Source organism: Halobacillus sp. SY10, assembly GCF_045401165.1.
Classification (GTDB): domain Bacteria; phylum Bacillota; class Bacilli; order Bacillales; family Halobacillaceae; genus Halobacillus; species Halobacillus aidingensis.
The window spans coordinates 1,111,955-1,127,349 of record NZ_CP174345.1 but is presented as its reverse complement, the minus strand read 5'-3'; the positions used below and the strand labels follow the sequence as shown (position 1 = coordinate 1,127,349).

Sequence of the window (15,395 nt, the reverse complement as noted above, 5' to 3'; positions counted from 1 at the left end):
CAAAAGGAAGCATTCACCTTTTACATCGCCCATATTTCAGTAGATACTTGCAATGATATCCATGGAAGGGTAATCACTAAAATAAAACTCAGAACTCTAAACAATTCTTTAAATATTCCATTTTCCATTGATTTAAGAATAATAATACAAACTAAACCCACTACCAACGCTACAGCTCCCATTATTAGAAAAGGACCTGCAACTTCCCAAATCATATCCCAACTAACTAATTCCATTTCATCTCCCCCTAACATATTTATCGGAGGAATTTTGTTTTTATAAAAAAGCACCCCTTGTTGGGATGCTTCATACTACTTATTAGCTTTATCTTCAATTTTTTTAGTTTTGTTGTTCTTAGGTTCCTCCAACAAATAGTCCATGAAGTTGTTTGGTATTACCTGCTTCAATCCTTCAGGTAAAAAGTTATGAAGAATAGAGCCTGACAACTTTGCAACCCTAGGGTTGTTTTGCGTATATAAATACATCCTTGTTGAGAATGAAAGGAACCAGTTCTTTTTAGAAAGCAATTCTGATTGGGATTTTAATATATCAATTTCTCTACTTAAATTACGAATAACCTTTTCCTTTTCCCTATCCTCTTCTAAGTCTTTATTAATTTTAGTTTCAAATTCTTTTTGCAAGCTATCTAATCTCATTTTAAGTTCTTCAATTTCACTATTCTTAAATGATTCATCTTTAGACTCAGCAAGAAAATCTTCAATATCCTGAATCTTTGCTTCGTGCTCTACAAACTTTTTATGTGTAGGTGTAGACTTGAACTCTTCAGCAATATATTTAGCCCATTCTTCAATACAATTTAATAAATCACTTTTGTCCTTTGCGGGGAAATATTCTCTTTGTAGTATTTCACCGGGTACATACCAAGCCCTAAAGTCATTTCCATCAATTATAATCTCCATATTGTAATGTTTTAGATACCTATAAGTAATTAATAGCTTCTTGCTATTAGATTTAGTCACTGCGTCTATTGTAAAGTCCTCAGATTGCGTAAAATCGTTACTTAAATGTTGGTATATCTCTTGCCTAAAAGTTTCTGTGATCACTTATACCATCCTCCTCGCCTACATCTTCGACAAGGATATGGAATTTCCTGCATAAAAAGATACCCGCAAGGGTGCCTCATAAATAAGTTACTCATGTTTCCTGGCCATGGATGTCTGCCAGTCCGTCCTGCCATCCAGTTTACACAATCCTAAGTGTATACGTCATCTTTTGGGAAAAGTGTGCAATATGTGAAATCATTTATTAGGTGAAAGTATAAGAAGCCCAAACCTTTCATACAAACAGAATGGCCCTTTATGTACTTCCCATTGTTCTCCACCTGGCTTTCCTAACCATAAATATGAAATACCTTCTGATATCAGCCTACGTAATTCTGTGGATGGCATCATCTTATCTAATTGCAAAACTAATGAACCGTCTAACCTTTGAGAATACTGTCCAGCGATATCAATTCTAATCCCATTAAAAAAAAGAGCTCTAAATTGCATCCCGATCCCCCATTGCATAAATTAGATATTGAGGAATATTATACCAATTTGTCGAATTATGAACAATTGGCCTTTGGTAGTGAGTAATTGGTTTTTTTTGATAATTTTTCTACCACGTTATCCTTCAAATTATATATATGTCTTCTTGAAAGACCCATATGCCTGCTAATAGCGACCATACTCATACCATCCAGCAGACATTCCAGAACAGCCTTTTCCCTTTCCTCTTCAATTACAGCCATGCGCTCCTGGATGAATGTCACTTTCACTTCGAGCTTATGGACCCAGGTATATTTTTTATCACGGCGAACGATCTCACGCGCCACCGGATCACCGATTTCCCCTTGCGCTTTAGGAAGGGTCGATTCAATTCCAGACTGAGCGACTAAATTTGTTCCAGCATCTTCGAGCAGTTCTCTTTGCCTCTTAATCTCGTTTATCATCCAGTTATAATCACGTAGTGCATTCTCAATCTGCTTCTTGTTCATAAGACACCTCCTATTTTTGCTTTATAGCCCCACCACGACCTCTTCTGTATGTCGGGCGGTTCATCCCCATAAGTTCCTCAATATCTCGTGTGCTAAAGTCTTCTTTCTTTTTCTTAGGGTGAGGAGTCTGGATGTTATGTTTGCGTTTATATTGTTTGAGTTGCTCACGCAGTTGCTGGCTCATTCCACATGTCTCCTTTGGTTACCAAAATCTAAGTATTTGGATAAAACAGTTGCATAGAATAAAAAAAGAACACCAACAACAGCTGCATGTTTGCAACCTGTAGTCAGTGCTCTCGGTTTTTCCGATAAGCAATATTTAGCGATTATTCAGTGTATATTGATGTATCTGATTATGAGGTAAACCAGCGTTTAACCCTCTTGATATTATTTCAATTTCACTGGTGTATACATAAAACCAGTAGTCAACATCAAACAAGAATAAATCTTTTGATATGTTTAGAGGGCTTAATAGGAACCCATTGAATTCCTTTTTTCCTTTCCTTAAATTACTTAGGATTCTTTTATTCCCATCTACGCAAATTATAGGTTCTTTAACTAAAAACCACCTTAAAAATATAGGGTGTCTCTTATCAGATATTTTACTTTCGTGGTATTCGGTATCAGGGTCAATATAAAGGTGGTCAATTTCTACCTTTTCTAAAGGAACTTCCCTTTCATTGACTAATTTATTTATAGCTTCCACGTTAAAATGATAATGAAACTCTCCAAACTCACTCACGTAAGATGACTGAAATACCTCCACTCCACGTTCCGGGTCTCTGATATCTTCTTTGTCTATATCTGCTAAATGATCAAAGTAGGCATTCTCATTTATTTTCTTCTTTATACTTAGGTCTTCTCCTGTCAACTTTTCATTCCAGTATTTTTTCCATTCATTTATATATTGATAGCCTTTTAAATGTTTAGCCATACTATTAATGTGAGCTTTAAAATTAAACCTACTCCACTCTTTTTTATTACGTTCAATTTTTCTTACCGGCATGGAAAATCCCCCTTTAGTCATCTACTTACTTCATCGGCTTAAGAGTTTTCTTATTAAATGTGAATACTTAGATTTTAAATGTTTCTTCCATCTTCCCGTGACAAGGTTTTCCGCCCTGCCAGTTGATCGTCAAAGCCCCGTATCCCTCCTCAGGAGCTGGGGCCTTGACCACCTGTCCATCCTTCACAACATAAACACCGTTTTCCATCAAATCTATTTCAGCTGTAGTTCCTAGTTTTTTCGCTGCATCCGCCAATGTATAAGCCCCCTCGAAGTGTGCTATAATGAGATTGTCAGATTCATTTTAGCCGGGGCTTATGCTCTGGCTTTTTTTGTCCCATTTTACGAAATTAACTATACTAAGATAATACTCTTTGATATTGTTACGTCAGGGTGAACAATAAGGGTAGTATAGAGAAAAAGACGTAAGGGCGAATTTATTATAAATGCACTAATTATTGACGATTCTTCATTCATGAGATCCTGGCTAAAAAAAGTGTTAGAAATAGAATCAATTCACGTGATTGCTGAAGCTGCTAATGGTATAGAAGGTGTTATTGAGTTTAAGAACCATGAACCGGACATAGTTATATTAGACTTTGTGTTGCCTAAGATGAATGGGTTACAAACTCTCATTCAGCTAAAGCGAATCAATCCCCAAGTAATTGTTATTGTTTGCTCATCATTAGGTGATAAATTCACTATTGAAAAATTTGCTAAAAATGGAGCCTATGACTTCATACAAAAACCTTATTTTAAACGTTTACCAATCGTTATCTCCAGGATCAAATCAGATTTAAAAAGATAACCCATTTCACCCAACTGGTCAGAGATTTATTCTTTGGCCTTTTTTATTTAATCAGTTAGGGATATATTCCCTGTAACCTTTTACCTGTTTCAAACTGACAAAATAAGAATTCTTCCAGAAAACACGGCACTGCATAGACATGTGTTAACCTTAGTTGGATGATTAAATTTGGAGGATTACTATGGACGATATTTCACAATTAGAAAAGAAAATAGAATCTGTCCGCCAAGAAATGTATGAAGCCTATATAAATGAAGCAGACTATGAAGAAGTCTTAAATATATCTCAAAGGTTGGATAAACTCCTAAATCAACTCAGCGCCTTGACATAGGATGTACGATGTTATTGTTTTTCTTATAAGAAAATAAGTGTGAACAATATCGAATTGTTACTGAATATAATGATTTATAACTACTAAAAGAATGGTGATTCAAATGGGAAATACAATTTTGATGATCATCTACTTTTTTCTTTATTTTGTTTTAGCGGTATTGTTTATATTAGGGTCGAGGAATTAAATAACTTCAAACCTTCATTTTCTAAATTCAACTGGTTATTTTTTTGATTTCCGCTTAGATTACTACATATAAATATAGAAGATATAGTTAAGATGAATGATTCACCCTACCTTAATAATCAAGAGGTGCTATTAATGTTTTTTCTATATTTCGAGCTTTTAGGTGGCGATGATTATATAGGCATTGTTATTTTAATTAGCGCTTTTTTAATTTTAGGTGCTCTATTATATTTCACTCATAAATATGATAAGAAGAAATAATAAAACCTCTACATGTAAAGCTTTTGGCGAAGGTAGGTTGCCTCAATGAAACTACTCTTAATATTCTCTTTTTTGATTATCGCTCTCTTTCTCTTCATTCTGGGAGTCATTCATCTAATGACTTTGTAACCTTTTACTTTAAAATTATCTCGGAGCATTTTTAATACTTTCCATCACTTCATTTTCGTCTTCTAGATCCAGTCTTTTAACTTCAAAGAACGCCCCTTCCAACTTAAAAACGTCCATTTCACCTGGTTCTAAACTCTTCATATAATTGATCATCTGTTTCGCATTCATACAACCACCTCGCTTATTTCAACCTCAATCCTTGGCTTAGAGCTATACCACTTGCTGATTGTAAACTCCACTACCTGACTGTCATCGTTCCAAATCACTTTGTTCAAAGCGTCCTTAATACCCTTAGCATAATTATCGACATCCGGCTTAGTCACTGGACGGTATAATCCTGCCTCAGCCTCTGCTGTACGCTTCTTCGAGAAGTTCTTGAGTAAAGGCTTATACACTTTAACTCGGACGTTCAGTGGCCCCTCTAAAAGTTCTGATGGAGCATGTTGAGAAGCGACCAGTCCGACATACTGTTTAAAGTCCTTGGATTTCTTCGGATCATAAAGAATCGTTTTTCCTTTTTTGCTTTTGCCGGCCCTCGGTCTACCTTGAGCAACCGGCTCCCCCAGAACAGTGAACGAAATCATAACTCCAACTCCTTAGCCTTCTGACAATTCAAATTGATGTGTATCTGTTCCAGCTCTGTGAGTGTCATATCTTCTGATTTCTTACCTACACGATCTTCTGTATATCCCATTGTCCAAAGCCTGTGAATAAGCTGCTGCTTTCGTTCAGCGACACCTCGCGATAATTGTGTAGGAGCCGCATGAGAGTGTTCATTTGATAGATTCATAATTTACGCTCCTTTATTTAATCCGTTTTTCAAAAAGAGTTTCTCCATCACCGTTCTTCATCCGTACTCCAGGATTTTCACCTTCGATAATTTCTAAAGACAGTGCACCTTGCTTCGCAGCATGTCTAGCTTTATTTGCGGACGTACAGCATTTGGAGCAAAGTCCAGTCTTCCAGGTGTACTGGTTGGTACGCTTCCCGCATATTTTGCAAAGTGGACGGTCTTTCTTGCCCATTCAACCCCTCCTAGAACCATTTATTTTGATCACTGGTAACATCCACTTCCATCGCCCGGGCCATTGCTAGCTTGCTCACAAGTTCGTCGTAACTGAGCCCATCTGTATCCGTGAAACCCATAGCGTTTAGCTGATCAATTACGTGCTTGGTTTTATAATCTAGCTCACTGACTTTCATGCAGACACTTCCTTCTGCTTTGCTAAGCCAGCCTTGAGTCGCTTGATTTCTTTCTTCGACCGTTCCTGAGCCGCCAACCGACACTCAGCATTCGGGCAAGGGTTCACATAAGTAGCTGAGTGGTCGTAATCGTAACGGACTCCTCTTCCGTGGCATATCTCACACATTTTAAAACCCCTTCCGACGGTAATCAGGTCCGTCCATTTTTATAATTTCCGTTCCATCCATGAGCCTGGAGAAGTTTCGTTCGTTCAGCTTCTTTTCCAATTGATCACTAGGTAGGTTCGTTGTGAAAATCGTTGGTTTCCCCGACCGATCATCCAAAACTTCAAACAACTTTGTGTGACCCCAGCTGTTCTGACCGTCTTTGGCATTGGTGTACTCTGTACCAAGGTCGTCCAAGACTAAGAGATCCATATTTTGAATGAGCTCTAAGATTTGGTTCTCACTGAACTCACTATCATCGTTGTAGGTCTGTTTAATTTTGGTGAAAAGCTTTGGTACTGATAAGAACAGGCATCTTCTTCCCTGCTCCATGAGCCGCTTTGTTATGGATACAGCCAGGTGACTCTTTCCTGTTCCGTATGGTCCTGCAATCAGAAGATTGCTAGAGTCTTCCGTGAAGTTGTTGGCGTAATCAAGCAGGTCATCTTTCGCTTGTTTTAGCTTGGCTGTAGGTGGTTGGTAACTATCAAAGGTTGCCTTCTGCAGCGACTTATTCATCAAAGAGTGCTGATCAAAAACCTTGAAGGTCTTTTTCAATATAGCTTCATCTCTCTGCTTCAAAGTTTGTTGAGCGAGAGCGATATCTTCACATTTGCATCCAGCAGCTACCTCAATCCATTCTCCCTTGCGAGGCCCCACCGGAATCTCCATTTGGCTTTCCTCAACAAATTGCCCGCAGCCTTCACATGTGTATGATCCAGTGACATGTTTTTTAGGTGGCTTGATCTGTCCTTCATGAGTTAATCCTTCCAATGGCTCCCCTCCTAAAATCCATAGTTATATTTCTTTTCTGTCTTCCTGATCGGCGTTACATTAGATTGATTTGTTGGCTGGATGCTTTTTTGTACCGCACGAGCATCTTCCAATGACTGAACGCCTTTTGATTGCCAGTCTCTTAATATCGCTTCACAGTACCCAAAGTGTGACTTGTTGTTTTTCACTGCTAGTTTCATAGATGCGACCACAAGCTCGTCAGACATTTCGCTAGACCATTCCGTGATGTTCTGACTGACGAATGGTTTCAGCATTCCAAAGTTTTGCTCATAGAACGTGTGCGGATTTTCGGTCCCCTTTTCATCATCATCTAATTCTTCTTTATCATTCTTTAAGTTCTTTACATTCTTGTATGTGGTATTCTGTTGGTGCGTTGCTGGTATTTTGCTGTCATTTTGTTGGTATTCTGCTGTCATTTTGTTGGTGGTATCATCATCATGAGATTGATAATCCCCCCATTTAACAACGGTTACGATGCTGTATTTGTTGGTGGATTCTACTGTTATGACTCCATCTTCTTTTAGAGTGTTCATGTAATCTTTGATGGTGGACTCTTTCATGTTCATTTCAATGCTTGCTTTCTTTCTTCCATAGACAAATTGACCAGGTTTAATGAGAACTTTTTGCTTCCCGATCCTTACCTCAGTTTCTTTGTGTGAGCACTTAGTGAGGCAATAAATAAATACTTTGAGCATCTTTTCATTTTGAAAAATATCACTCAGGAGCAGCTTGCGATGTAATTTAATCCATCCCTGCATCAGCCCTCCTCCCTCCTTTAATAGGCTTTATTTTTTCTTAATAATGGCGTCCATCTTCTGAATCTTCACCAGCTCCCATCCAGGGCAAGTATTTCTCACGTAACTTTGCACGTAACGTTTGAATAGCTGCCCTGGTGAGCTGGTCCCTTCAACCATCCAGACGTAAATATGAGGAATGGCTATTGTCTTTTGGTTCATGGCACGTACACAGGCTTTCCGGTCAATGCTTGTATCTCATCTTTAAATCGTCTCTCGTCGCTGTTGTTGTCACTGAGGTGCAACAACCATATCTCTCTAACCTTCTGTAGATCATTCGCCTTCAGGAATTCTTTGACGTTCTCTAAGCTGAAGTGCGAACGTAATAGTCTCTTTTTCATCACTTTCGGAACATAGCCGGCTGCAATATTCTTGTTAAGTATGTCTAAGCTGTAATTGCACTCACAGAGGATATGTGTGAGGCCTTTGAACTTGTATCGAATGTAATAGGTGTCAGTGGCAAATAAGAGCTTATCTCCGTCCTCATTAGCCAGTAGAAACCCCAATGGTTCAGATACATCGTGTTCGACCTCAAAGGGCATGATGGTCCATGTTCCGACCGTGAATGATTCTCTTGCTTTTATAGGCTTTACTCGGGGTCCCTCAACACCGATGGCCTCTGCCGTCCCTTTGGACATGTAGCAGTTCTTTCCGTTCTTAAGCATGTCCTGAACTCCTGCACAGTGGTCCTTATGCTCGTGAGTAATCAGGCAAGCTTTGATTTTGGAAGTCTGGAAGTCTAACTTCCTCTGGATCTCTTTAAATTTGATTCCTGCTTCTAGGAGCAAGGGGGTTTTGCCATCCGTAATGTGATAGCAGTTCCCCTTACTGGAAGAAGCGAGGGCTTTGACTTCAATCATTAAAAGCTCGGTCCTGACGTTGCTTGCTGTTCTTTCTCAAAGTCATCTATAGCTTGCTGGAAACTCTCATCATTGGATTCATCCACCTGCTTTGGTTCTGGATCCGGTTCAGGTTCCGTGTACTCAACATCGATATAATCCCCGTTTGCGTTACTGTTGATTTCCTCTTCGACCTGAGCTTCTTCTACTGATTCATCCGTTTGATTGAAGTGATCAATGACTAAACTGCTATCATCACTGGAGTTAATGAACTTCTTACAAGCGCGGTTAATAACCGTTTTCTTGGCCATTTCTTGTTTAAATTCATCATGCGTACTGCCTTCTTTTTCTTTTGTCTGTTCCTTGCCCCACATCTGGGACTTGCTCCAAGCTTTTCGGATCTCTTCCATAGTCATCAATTCGGTGTACTCTTCTCCATTCGGAAGAGTAATGATGCAATAAGCACCTGTGATTTTATCCTTGTTAATGTTATTGAATTGTTGTTTATGAGAGAGGCTTGTGATCTTACCTGCCTTCATTTCGTAATCGACTTTATCCTCCTCATAAATGACAGCTGCATCAATACTTTTAGCTCCAGTCACTCGCTTTGTTACAGCCATAGTTCCGAAGTAAGACCGTTGGAAAGTCAGGGACTTACCGTATGCAATGAAATACCCTTGGTTTTTTGCAGGATTCAACCCTTGCACAACCATGTTCAGAAGGCTGTTTGCTACACTGTCTTTCGTACAATGTTGTAGAACAGGAACATAATCTTTACCGCTTTTCGCTTTGACCTCCTGGAGTTTTAACCAAGCACTTTTCATGGCATTTTCAGGGCTGTAATTGGCTGGAAAGTGAAGCTCACCCTTCTCTTGAAATTGTTTGACTTTACCAGCTACCACATCGACGGTATCTTTCTTTATCATTGCTAGTTCTTGTTTGTTTTGACTCAATTAAATCGCCTCCAATTTATTAATCACAATAAGTTCGATTGCAGTGAGGGCATCCAGTTACTAACGTGGATGCAGCTTCTTTTACTGAAATCCCTGTTCTCATATTTGATTCTTCTGCAGTTGCAGGAGATCGGTTCCCTTTATCAAATTTCCAATGATAATGTTCATAAATGTTTTTCCTGCAGTTCCAACAGCTTCCACCTTTGGGAGCAAAGTGAGGAGCACCTGACTCCTCACAATATTTTTCTTGGGCTTTAAGAGCTTTGATTACATCAAATTCCGGCATTAGACCAACTCCAATTCTTCTGCATATTCGACTCTTAGTTTCTTATCTGGTTCGCTTACTACCAGGCTGATGGTCTGTGTGTCCAGATTGATTAGATCAGTGACAGCTTCCGCGTTATCAATGAAGATCGGTACCTGGATGCCATAGTGTTCAGATAGAGTATTGATGATGTCCAGACCGACATTGATTCTCGCTGCATTATTTAGTCCGGAACTGTACGGAACACCGTCATACAACGTCTCGCAGGTCTCTTCTAAGCCGCCATTGATGTTTTCTTTAAACAACTTGAAGTTCGCCTGATTGAATCTATCATTGATTTTGCTTGTTAATAGGTTCACTTTAGATCGAATGAATTCTTCTGTTAGATATAGCTGCTCTTCTAATTGCTCGTATTCTTCACCAAGCTTCTCTTGTTCAGCTTCCAGTTCTTTCACTCGCTTGTTACTGGACGCCAATTGAACGAATTTCGCTAGGTCTTGATCAATAGCACTCTTTTCACGTCGAAGGTCCTCAAGCTCCGACTGAGCCTTATCGACCGATTCTTGTACATTGTTTCTCAATTGACCAACTTCTTGATCAACAGCTTGCTTTTCTTCCAATTTCGCTTTGTAATTAGGAAGCTCTTGATAGTCTGTTGTATTAGATTCAAGTTGCTGGAGTTCTTCATTCACTTTCTCCAACTCTTCTTCTTTCGTTTTAAGTTCATATCTAAGATTGATTAGAGCAGTGTCATGGTTGCCATTCTCAACACCAAGAGCCGTTTTTCTCTCTTTCTTCTGGATACCTTGTTCATTGATAGATTCAAGCTTGTTCGCCTTTTTCTTATTGAATTCAGCTTTAGCTTTTTCATGATCCTCCTGAATTTGCTCTTCAGGAAGTGATTGTCCGCATGTAGGGCAATTTTCTTCGTGATTGGATTCGAATTCTTCAGCATTAATTTTGTTATATTGCTCCCGGAGCTCCTTCATTTCTTTATCCAATTGTTCTTGTTGGTCTCTGTTCGATTTGACTGCATGCTCTCTCTTATCAATATCTCTTTGAAGGCTGTCCACTTCTCTGGCTAATCCGTTCAATTTATTCCGTTTACCGCTGGTCTTGTTATGGTTCAAGTCAGCTTGTTTGTTTTTAATTTCAAGCAGCTGTCCTTCAATCTCACGAGACTTCGTTTGTTTCTCGCTTACCTGGCTACCGTTCTTGATACGAGTGATTTCCTCTTGCTTATCATCAATTAGAGACTGGATGTGGTTCGCTTCATCATTCAGAGCTTGCTGATCCAGTTCACTAATATCAGGCACTGAGCGATTGACTTCATCAATTCGAACAGGGATACGATCAAGTTCTTGATTTATTTCTTTACGCTTAGCTGCAATGACTTTCTTATGGTCTTCAATACTGCGACCGTTTAGGAAATCTAGGAGCTTTTTCAGATTAGGATTGCTTTTAATAACTTCTTCATCTGTTACATCACCTGCAATCTCTAACAGAAGCTCACGACGTTTCTGCCAGTGCAATTGTTCATTGAAATAACTTGGAGAAGTAAGTAGTTTAAAGACATCCTCATCGATGATTTCAGACACCTTAGATTCAAATTCTTTTTTCTTACTAGGCACATCATCAACGAAGTAGTCTGTCGTATGGCCGGTAAACTCTTTAGATGCAGACCCTCGCTTCTTGGTCCATTTCTCTGTGTAAAATTTCCGAAGCTTTAAAAGAGTACCGTTTAGTGAGAACTCACCTTCAACTTCGTGTTCGAGATTATGAAGCACTTTATTAGCAGCATCCAAAGTCTTAATGGAGAAATCCTTCTTGTTTTGGCTGTCCTTGCCGAACAAGAGCCAAGTGAAAGCATCAAACAGGGTTGTTTTTCCAGTAGCGTTGTCCCCGTAAATTCGAACGTTCTGGCCATCTGGTTCAACAACAAACTTTTTAACTCCCTTAAAGTTTTTAAGCGACAGTGTATTCAGTTGCAGGTTTTGCACTAACAGCACTCCCTTTCAATTTTTGATATTCATTTGTTAAAGCGACCAAATCATCTTTTGAATCCTCTGGATCATTCGCAATCATCTGACAAAGAATTGCGTATCTGACCTCAATGGGAACGTCATTCCGTCCCTTTCTTAGCTGTTCAGCGTAAAAATTCATATGGCCCTCCTTGTCGTTTTTTTCAATTTAGGGCATAATGGAAGAAGAATATTTACCCAAGTTATCCACGTTGCCGCGTGGATTTTTTTATGCGCTAATTTCATCTGTAGCTACATTTGCTTCATAATCGAATTCAATAGCATCACCGCAATATGGACACCGGTCAGGATCCACATCAACTTTCACCCAGAACTCATTCCTACAAAGACCATTCATGCATGAATATTGATCTAACTTTACTAATTCCATAATTCACCTTCTTTCTGATGCCAGCGCATCGTTGAAACCAGGAACGGGATGAAAGGATGACATCTTTCAATAGGGGGGCGTTCCCGGTCTCAACGACAGGCTGACCTGTCGCCCTCTATACCTTGCTCTGCGACTAACATGCATGGTATATTGGAGTTACTAAGTTTATGTTCCTGTTAAAGTCATCTGGACGGCCATCCAGGTGACTATTTTTTTGCTTATTTCCATACATGGCTTGGAGCCTCCTAAATCGTAGTTACAAAAGCTAGATATAAGATTGATAGACTTATAATGAACATGATCCAGATCGTGACATTGGTGCTGTTGATTTTCCTCATTTGGCATGTCTCACGATCGCCACCGTAATCCCTTGATTCTCCATATCCACGGCAACTTTTCTGAGCCTATCGTGGTTAGTTTTTCTTTCTCTAAGAAACTCCAAATCTTTCGCGACGTGAATAATCTGAGTTGCTGAATACTTCGCTTTATCGATGTTTCCTTGAGTGAATTGTTCTTCAAGCTCCTTCATCTGTGACCAAAACTTTTTCGTTAATTGTGCTGCTCTTTCTACATCTTTTGGTAAGTAATTATTCAAATTGTTCATGACGTGACGTACCCCCTTGATTGAAGTTTTCGATGGTGATCCTCCCAAAGCTGGGTCCAACTCAATCCATACTGCTCACAAAGCGTTGCGACATAAGTGATTGATGCTCCAATAACATCGATGTGCTCTCTTGCTGATTGTTCTATGTCTTGGAGTTCGAACGATTGAGTAAAGGAAGGATTCTTGGTTAGCTTCACTTTTTCCATCGCTACGATAGCCTCACGCAATTCTTCCATTGCTTTCTCTCTGACGGCTGAACGATGAAGGTCTACAGCCGGTCCATCCATTCGTGTTACTCCCCACCCTGTGTATTCAAAGGCTGCTTCAAGAGCCAACCATGGATTGTTGTTTTTCTCTGTGAAATGTTGGACTGTTGATGGAGTAATCTTTCTTTCTCCATTCTCTTGCTTGGCTACATACTCACGTGATTGGAACATGTCCATCGATAGTTGTTGCTGAGTTTTACCGCTATGCACCCGCGCCTCTTTCATCATCCGAGCAGCTTTGCTCCTCTTCATTTCAATCACTCCTTTGTACCGTAAGAGGTACCAATATTTAGTTGTCATGGTGTTAATCTAGATGTAAGAAAAGTCACTGAGCTTTCTTTTGTTTAGAAGATCTCGATTCTTCCAACTTTATTGGGCGGCCGTGAATCCTGGTCAGGTGTTTTTCCACAATCCGGAGAATCGCTTTGTTTTGACCTTCTGTTAGGACAACTGGTTTAAGAGACATTCAACTCACCTGCCTTGGAATCCAGTTTTCGATATATGCAATGGCGCTTTGTAGATCCTTGCGCTTCACATCTTTATAACTCGCTACTCCAAAGCGATCTTTAATTTCTCTATAGGCTTCTCTGAACAACCGACTGTCTTCTTTCTTATCATTAGTGAACTCGTACACCCGGCGAGCTACACCTTTTTGAAGACGGCGTTGTTCGCCGTGATGCAGTGTGATTTGTTCATCCACTTTTGTTTTCAGTTCACCGATATCTGTCGCATGTTGATTAACGACTTTCTGCATTTCATCCTGACGCTCGGAAGTTTCTATAGTAAGTTTCATTGACTGGATAACGGATTGGCGTTCGTCTAGGACACGGACATTGGAATATTCGCCTGTTTTTCTAATCGAAGGAAGCACTTCTGAAGTGACCCATTTTCTAAATCGTTTCGCTTCAGGTTTTCGACTATCGAGAATGACATCGTAAAGACCATCTTCATTTACAAATGTTGCTTGTTGAGTTCTACCTAGTGAATCTTGGATGGGGTAATTTGAAATGACTTCATCTTCCAGCCGTGTTTTTACTTGCCTTGGGTTTCCGAGGCTTAGAATTTCGCATACATCCTTTAGTAAGAAAAATGATTCTTCGTCTTGTTGAACAATTCTTAGTTCTTGGTTATCGAACATTTCAGTTAGTTGATTCATATATTCACATCCTTAAAGGTAATTTCTCCCTTTCTGTCGAATGGTGTATGTCGGAAGGGAGGTGCCAATATTGGCTGATCAAAATAAAGAGATTGCTAAAGAACTATTAATGAAAATGGTTGAAGAAAAAGTTCTAAGGTTCGCGAAAAAAAGCGATGAGGATCTTGAAGTGTACAACCAAAGAAAAGTATCTGAATTGAATAATTACTACAAAGAAATTTATTCAGTGGTCTCAAACCCTGTTAAAGATTAGAACTATTTAACTTAGCTAAAGAACTTACTAGCTCCGGCAAGAGTTGCAGCTCTTCGCTGGAGCAATTACCATTTCGAATATCTATAATGTAGTTAGACAATTCGGTTATGACCTTTTCAACGGTTTCATTCACCTAGATCACCTCCTTAGACAAAATTTCCGTTTTAGAATAATCGGTCGATAAAAAAAGTTTCTCAATTGGAATATCAAATTTTTGGGAAATAAGGATTAGCTCATCAGCTTTAAATTTGTAATGACCATTTTCCCTTTTCCAGTATTGAGATCCATCGCTTAATCCTAGATGTTCCGCGAGGTCATATATTGTATAGTCGCGTTCACTCCTGGTCTTTTTGATTAATTCAAGGTTGATTTTCATCGTGTAAACCTCCTTTCAAATATTCTGTTTTAGAAATCTTAGTCCAAGTATAATTATTCTAAAACAGAAAGTCAACACTAAAAGTTTCTTTTTTAGAATAAAATATTGATTTCTTTTTTAGAAACCGTAAAATAGGCAACAGGACGGTGGTTATATGGATGTAGGGAAAAGAATAAAAAAAATCAGAGATGAAAAAGGCATTCAGCAACTAGAATTAGCACATAAAGTAAATATTTCACAAACTAAGATGAATAAAATTGAATCTGGTTACCAGAAAAAAATAGAACCTGACATCCTCATTGAAATTGCAAATTCTTTAATGGTGACCACGGACTATTTATTAGGAAGATCAGACACACCTCATTTATCAGAGGAAGAAGAATTTAAAGCGTTCGCGAACAATCCGGAATTAGATCGCTTTTACCGTGAACTGCCGCAATCAGATGAAGAAGATTTAGAAAAGCTACGAGCTATGTGGGAAATCATCAAGAAAAAAGATAAAAAAAAGTAATGTAAGTTATATTATAATGAGGTTAAATCTGAAGTAATTAAATT

29 protein-coding genes are annotated in these 15,395 nt (G+C 39.0%); 4 read left to right on the top strand and 25 right to left on the bottom strand.

Annotation, left to right across the window (positions count from 1 at the left end; all coding sequences use genetic code 11):
* Positions 1–20: 20 nt before the first annotated feature.
* From ACJA3J_RS05720 to ACJA3J_RS05690, 7 genes are all read right to left on the bottom strand, one after another.
* Positions 21–236 carry a hypothetical protein gene (locus ACJA3J_RS05720; protein ID WP_406945746.1) on the bottom strand — a complete coding sequence of 72 codons (216 nt, stop codon included), beginning with the start codon at positions 234–236 and terminating at the stop codon, positions 21–23.
* Between the two features lie 75 nt (positions 237–311).
* Complete coding sequence (locus tag ACJA3J_RS05715; RefSeq protein ID WP_406945745.1) at positions 312–1,064, bottom strand: hypothetical protein; 753 nt, start codon at positions 1,062–1,064, stop codon at positions 312–314.
* A 195-nt stretch (positions 1,065–1,259) separates the two neighbouring features.
* Entirely contained in the window at positions 1,260–1,511 is a 252-nt protein-coding gene (locus ACJA3J_RS05710) for a hypothetical protein (RefSeq protein ID WP_406945744.1), read from the bottom strand.
* A gap of 56 nt (positions 1,512–1,567) precedes the next feature.
* On the bottom strand, positions 1,568–1,999 hold the full coding sequence (locus ACJA3J_RS05705; protein ID WP_406945743.1) for a LuxR C-terminal-related transcriptional regulator: 432 nt from the start codon (positions 1,997–1,999) through the stop codon (positions 1,568–1,570).
* 10 nt (positions 2,000–2,009) lie between these two features.
* The gene (locus tag ACJA3J_RS05700) at positions 2,010–2,183 is read right to left on the bottom strand and encodes a hypothetical protein (protein WP_406945742.1); all 174 of its coding nucleotides are present in this window, start codon (positions 2,181–2,183) and stop codon (positions 2,010–2,012) included.
* Positions 2,184–2,318: 135 nt separating this feature from the next.
* Positions 2,319–3,005 (bottom strand): hypothetical protein, encoded by a 687-nt coding sequence (locus tag ACJA3J_RS05695; RefSeq protein ID WP_406945741.1) that lies wholly within the window; start codon positions 3,003–3,005, stop codon positions 2,319–2,321.
* Between the two features lie 67 nt (positions 3,006–3,072).
* Positions 3,073–3,261: a DUF3954 domain-containing protein gene (locus tag ACJA3J_RS05690; protein WP_406945740.1), complete on the bottom strand. Its 189-nt coding sequence runs from the start codon at positions 3,259–3,261 to the stop codon at positions 3,073–3,075.
* A gap of 183 nt (positions 3,262–3,444) precedes the next feature.
* Between ACJA3J_RS05690 and ACJA3J_RS05685 the strand changes: the two genes are divergently transcribed.
* Together ACJA3J_RS05685 and ACJA3J_RS05680 are read left to right on the top strand one after the other, a co-directional pair.
* Positions 3,445–3,813, top strand: coding sequence for a response regulator (locus ACJA3J_RS05685; protein WP_406946277.1), 369 nt, complete (start codon positions 3,445–3,447; stop codon positions 3,811–3,813).
* A 181-nt stretch (positions 3,814–3,994) separates the two neighbouring features.
* Positions 3,995–4,144, top strand: a complete 150-nt coding sequence (locus tag ACJA3J_RS05680) for a Spo0E family sporulation regulatory protein-aspartic acid phosphatase (RefSeq protein ID WP_406945739.1) — start codon at positions 3,995–3,997, stop codon at positions 4,142–4,144.
* Between the two features lie 591 nt (positions 4,145–4,735).
* Here ACJA3J_RS05680 and ACJA3J_RS05675 read toward each other — a convergent pair.
* From ACJA3J_RS05675 to ACJA3J_RS05600, 16 genes are all read right to left on the bottom strand, one after another.
* Positions 4,736–4,888: a hypothetical protein gene (locus tag ACJA3J_RS05675; RefSeq protein WP_406945738.1), complete on the bottom strand. Its 153-nt coding sequence runs from the start codon at positions 4,886–4,888 to the stop codon at positions 4,736–4,738.
* Complete coding sequence (locus ACJA3J_RS05670) at positions 4,885–5,304, bottom strand: RusA family crossover junction endodeoxyribonuclease (protein ID WP_406945737.1); 420 nt, start codon at positions 5,302–5,304, stop codon at positions 4,885–4,887. Before ACJA3J_RS05670 ends, ACJA3J_RS05675 begins: the two co-directional genes overlap by 4 nt.
* Positions 5,301–5,510 (bottom strand): hypothetical protein, encoded by a 210-nt coding sequence (locus tag ACJA3J_RS05665; protein WP_406945736.1) that lies wholly within the window; start codon positions 5,508–5,510, stop codon positions 5,301–5,303. The genes ACJA3J_RS05670 and ACJA3J_RS05665 overlap by 4 nt, the downstream gene beginning before the upstream one ends.
* Before the next feature lie 13 nt (positions 5,511–5,523).
* Entirely contained in the window at positions 5,524–5,745 is a 222-nt protein-coding gene (locus tag ACJA3J_RS05660; RefSeq protein ID WP_406945735.1) for a hypothetical protein, read from the bottom strand.
* Positions 5,746–5,755: 10 nt separating this feature from the next.
* The gene (locus ACJA3J_RS05655; RefSeq protein WP_406945734.1) at positions 5,756–5,923 is read right to left on the bottom strand and encodes a hypothetical protein; all 168 of its coding nucleotides are present in this window, start codon (positions 5,921–5,923) and stop codon (positions 5,756–5,758) included.
* Positions 5,920–6,090 carry a hypothetical protein gene (locus tag ACJA3J_RS05650; RefSeq protein ID WP_406945733.1) on the bottom strand — a complete coding sequence of 57 codons (171 nt, stop codon included), beginning with the start codon at positions 6,088–6,090 and terminating at the stop codon, positions 5,920–5,922. The genes ACJA3J_RS05655 and ACJA3J_RS05650 overlap by 4 nt, the downstream gene beginning before the upstream one ends.
* 1 nt (position 6,091) lies before the next feature.
* Positions 6,092–6,901: an ATP-binding protein gene (locus ACJA3J_RS05645; protein WP_406945732.1), complete on the bottom strand. Its 810-nt coding sequence runs from the start codon at positions 6,899–6,901 to the stop codon at positions 6,092–6,094.
* Between the two features lie 11 nt (positions 6,902–6,912).
* Complete coding sequence (locus ACJA3J_RS05640) at positions 6,913–7,680, bottom strand: DnaD domain-containing protein (protein WP_406945731.1); 768 nt, start codon at positions 7,678–7,680, stop codon at positions 6,913–6,915.
* Positions 7,681–7,874: 194 nt separating this feature from the next.
* Complete coding sequence (locus ACJA3J_RS05635; protein ID WP_406945730.1) at positions 7,875–8,576, bottom strand: MBL fold metallo-hydrolase; 702 nt, start codon at positions 8,574–8,576, stop codon at positions 7,875–7,877.
* Positions 8,576–9,508 (bottom strand): recombinase RecT, encoded by a 933-nt coding sequence (locus ACJA3J_RS05630; RefSeq protein WP_406945729.1) that lies wholly within the window; start codon positions 9,506–9,508, stop codon positions 8,576–8,578. Before ACJA3J_RS05630 ends, ACJA3J_RS05635 begins: the two co-directional genes overlap by 1 nt.
* 19 nt (positions 9,509–9,527) lie before the next feature.
* Positions 9,528–9,794, bottom strand: coding sequence for a hypothetical protein (locus tag ACJA3J_RS05625; protein WP_406945728.1), 267 nt, complete (start codon positions 9,792–9,794; stop codon positions 9,528–9,530).
* A complete protein-coding gene (locus ACJA3J_RS05620) occupies positions 9,794–11,773 on the bottom strand; it encodes an AAA family ATPase (protein ID WP_406945727.1) in 1,980 nt (659 codons plus the stop codon). The genes ACJA3J_RS05625 and ACJA3J_RS05620 overlap by 1 nt, the downstream gene beginning before the upstream one ends.
* Entirely contained in the window at positions 11,739–11,936 is a 198-nt protein-coding gene (locus ACJA3J_RS05615; protein ID WP_406945726.1) for a hypothetical protein, read from the bottom strand. Before ACJA3J_RS05615 ends, ACJA3J_RS05620 begins: the two co-directional genes overlap by 35 nt.
* Before the next feature lie 583 nt (positions 11,937–12,519).
* The gene (locus ACJA3J_RS05610) at positions 12,520–12,789 is read right to left on the bottom strand and encodes a YqaH family protein (RefSeq protein ID WP_406945725.1); all 270 of its coding nucleotides are present in this window, start codon (positions 12,787–12,789) and stop codon (positions 12,520–12,522) included.
* The gene (locus tag ACJA3J_RS05605) at positions 12,786–13,307 is read right to left on the bottom strand and encodes an XRE family transcriptional regulator (RefSeq protein WP_406945724.1); all 522 of its coding nucleotides are present in this window, start codon (positions 13,305–13,307) and stop codon (positions 12,786–12,788) included. The genes ACJA3J_RS05610 and ACJA3J_RS05605 overlap by 4 nt, the downstream gene beginning before the upstream one ends.
* A gap of 214 nt (positions 13,308–13,521) precedes the next feature.
* On the bottom strand, positions 13,522–14,211 hold the full coding sequence (locus ACJA3J_RS05600; protein WP_406945723.1) for a BRO family protein: 690 nt from the start codon (positions 14,209–14,211) through the stop codon (positions 13,522–13,524).
* A 70-nt stretch (positions 14,212–14,281) separates the two neighbouring features.
* Between ACJA3J_RS05600 and ACJA3J_RS05595 the strand changes: the two genes are divergently transcribed.
* Positions 14,282–14,464 (top strand): hypothetical protein, encoded by a 183-nt coding sequence (locus ACJA3J_RS05595; RefSeq protein WP_406945722.1) that lies wholly within the window; start codon positions 14,282–14,284, stop codon positions 14,462–14,464.
* Here the strand turns inward: ACJA3J_RS05595 and ACJA3J_RS05590 are convergent.
* Together ACJA3J_RS05590 and ACJA3J_RS05585 are read right to left on the bottom strand one after the other, a co-directional pair.
* The gene (locus ACJA3J_RS05590) at positions 14,454–14,597 is read right to left on the bottom strand and encodes a hypothetical protein (protein ID WP_406945721.1); all 144 of its coding nucleotides are present in this window, start codon (positions 14,595–14,597) and stop codon (positions 14,454–14,456) included. The genes ACJA3J_RS05595 and ACJA3J_RS05590 overlap by 11 nt on opposite strands.
* Entirely contained in the window at positions 14,598–14,840 is a 243-nt protein-coding gene (locus ACJA3J_RS05585) for a helix-turn-helix transcriptional regulator (RefSeq protein WP_406945720.1), read from the bottom strand. It abuts the gene before it with no gap.
* A 154-nt stretch (positions 14,841–14,994) separates the two neighbouring features.
* Here ACJA3J_RS05585 and ACJA3J_RS05580 point away from each other — a divergent pair, with 154 nt between their 5' ends.
* Positions 14,995–15,351 (top strand): helix-turn-helix domain-containing protein, encoded by a 357-nt coding sequence (locus ACJA3J_RS05580; protein ID WP_406945719.1) that lies wholly within the window; start codon positions 14,995–14,997, stop codon positions 15,349–15,351.
* Positions 15,352–15,395 lie beyond the last annotated feature (44 nt).

What these genes read in the sequence shown, in the direction of transcription:
- ACJA3J_RS05705 (WP_406945743.1), bottom strand. Translation starts at nt 1,999, where the DNA reads ATGAACAAGAAGCAGATTGAGAATGCACTACGTGATTATAACTGGATG.
- ACJA3J_RS05700 (WP_406945742.1), bottom strand. Translation starts at nt 2,183, where the DNA reads ATGAGCCAGCAACTGCGTGAGCAACTCAAACAATATAAACGCAAACAT.
- ACJA3J_RS05615 (WP_406945726.1), bottom strand. Translation starts at nt 11,936, where the DNA reads ATGAATTTTTACGCTGAACAGCTAAGAAAGGGACGGAATGACGTTCCC.
- ACJA3J_RS05600 (WP_406945723.1), bottom strand. Translation starts at nt 14,211, where the DNA reads ATGAATCAACTAACTGAAATGTTCGATAACCAAGAACTAAGAATTGTT.
- ACJA3J_RS05610 (WP_406945725.1), bottom strand. Translation starts at nt 12,789, where the DNA reads ATGAACAATTTGAATAATTACTTACCAAAAGATGTAGAAAGAGCAGCA.
- ACJA3J_RS05720 (WP_406945746.1), bottom strand. Translation starts at nt 236, where the DNA reads ATGGAATTAGTTAGTTGGGATATGATTTGGGAAGTTGCAGGTCCTTTT.
- ACJA3J_RS05675 (WP_406945738.1), bottom strand. Translation starts at nt 4,888, where the DNA reads ATGAATGCGAAACAGATGATCAATTATATGAAGAGTTTAGAACCAGGT.
- ACJA3J_RS05670 (WP_406945737.1), bottom strand. Translation starts at nt 5,304, where the DNA reads ATGATTTCGTTCACTGTTCTGGGGGAGCCGGTTGCTCAAGGTAGACCG.
- ACJA3J_RS05650 (WP_406945733.1), bottom strand. Translation starts at nt 6,090, where the DNA reads ATGTGTGAGATATGCCACGGAAGAGGAGTCCGTTACGATTACGACCAC.
- ACJA3J_RS05655 (WP_406945734.1), bottom strand. Translation starts at nt 5,923, where the DNA reads ATGAAAGTCAGTGAGCTAGATTATAAAACCAAGCACGTAATTGATCAG.
- ACJA3J_RS05635 (WP_406945730.1), bottom strand. Translation starts at nt 8,576, where the DNA reads ATGATTGAAGTCAAAGCCCTCGCTTCTTCCAGTAAGGGGAACTGCTAT.
- ACJA3J_RS05660 (WP_406945735.1), bottom strand. Translation starts at nt 5,745, where the DNA reads ATGGGCAAGAAAGACCGTCCACTTTGCAAAATATGCGGGAAGCGTACC.
- ACJA3J_RS05580 (WP_406945719.1), top strand. Translation starts at nt 14,995, where the DNA reads ATGGATGTAGGGAAAAGAATAAAAAAAATCAGAGATGAAAAAGGCATT.
- ACJA3J_RS05710 (WP_406945744.1), bottom strand. Translation starts at nt 1,511, where the DNA reads ATGCAATTTAGAGCTCTTTTTTTTAATGGGATTAGAATTGATATCGCT.
- ACJA3J_RS05640 (WP_406945731.1), bottom strand. Translation starts at nt 7,680, where the DNA reads ATGCAGGGATGGATTAAATTACATCGCAAGCTGCTCCTGAGTGATATT.
- ACJA3J_RS05625 (WP_406945728.1), bottom strand. Translation starts at nt 9,794, where the DNA reads ATGCCGGAATTTGATGTAATCAAAGCTCTTAAAGCCCAAGAAAAATAT.
- ACJA3J_RS05665 (WP_406945736.1), bottom strand. Translation starts at nt 5,510, where the DNA reads ATGAATCTATCAAATGAACACTCTCATGCGGCTCCTACACAATTATCG.
- ACJA3J_RS05585 (WP_406945720.1), bottom strand. Translation starts at nt 14,840, where the DNA reads ATGAAAATCAACCTTGAATTAATCAAAAAGACCAGGAGTGAACGCGAC.
- ACJA3J_RS05695 (WP_406945741.1), bottom strand. Translation starts at nt 3,005, where the DNA reads ATGCCGGTAAGAAAAATTGAACGTAATAAAAAAGAGTGGAGTAGGTTT.
- ACJA3J_RS05605 (WP_406945724.1), bottom strand. Translation starts at nt 13,307, where the DNA reads ATGAAGAGGAGCAAAGCTGCTCGGATGATGAAAGAGGCGCGGGTGCAT.
- ACJA3J_RS05680 (WP_406945739.1), top strand. Translation starts at nt 3,995, where the DNA reads ATGGACGATATTTCACAATTAGAAAAGAAAATAGAATCTGTCCGCCAA.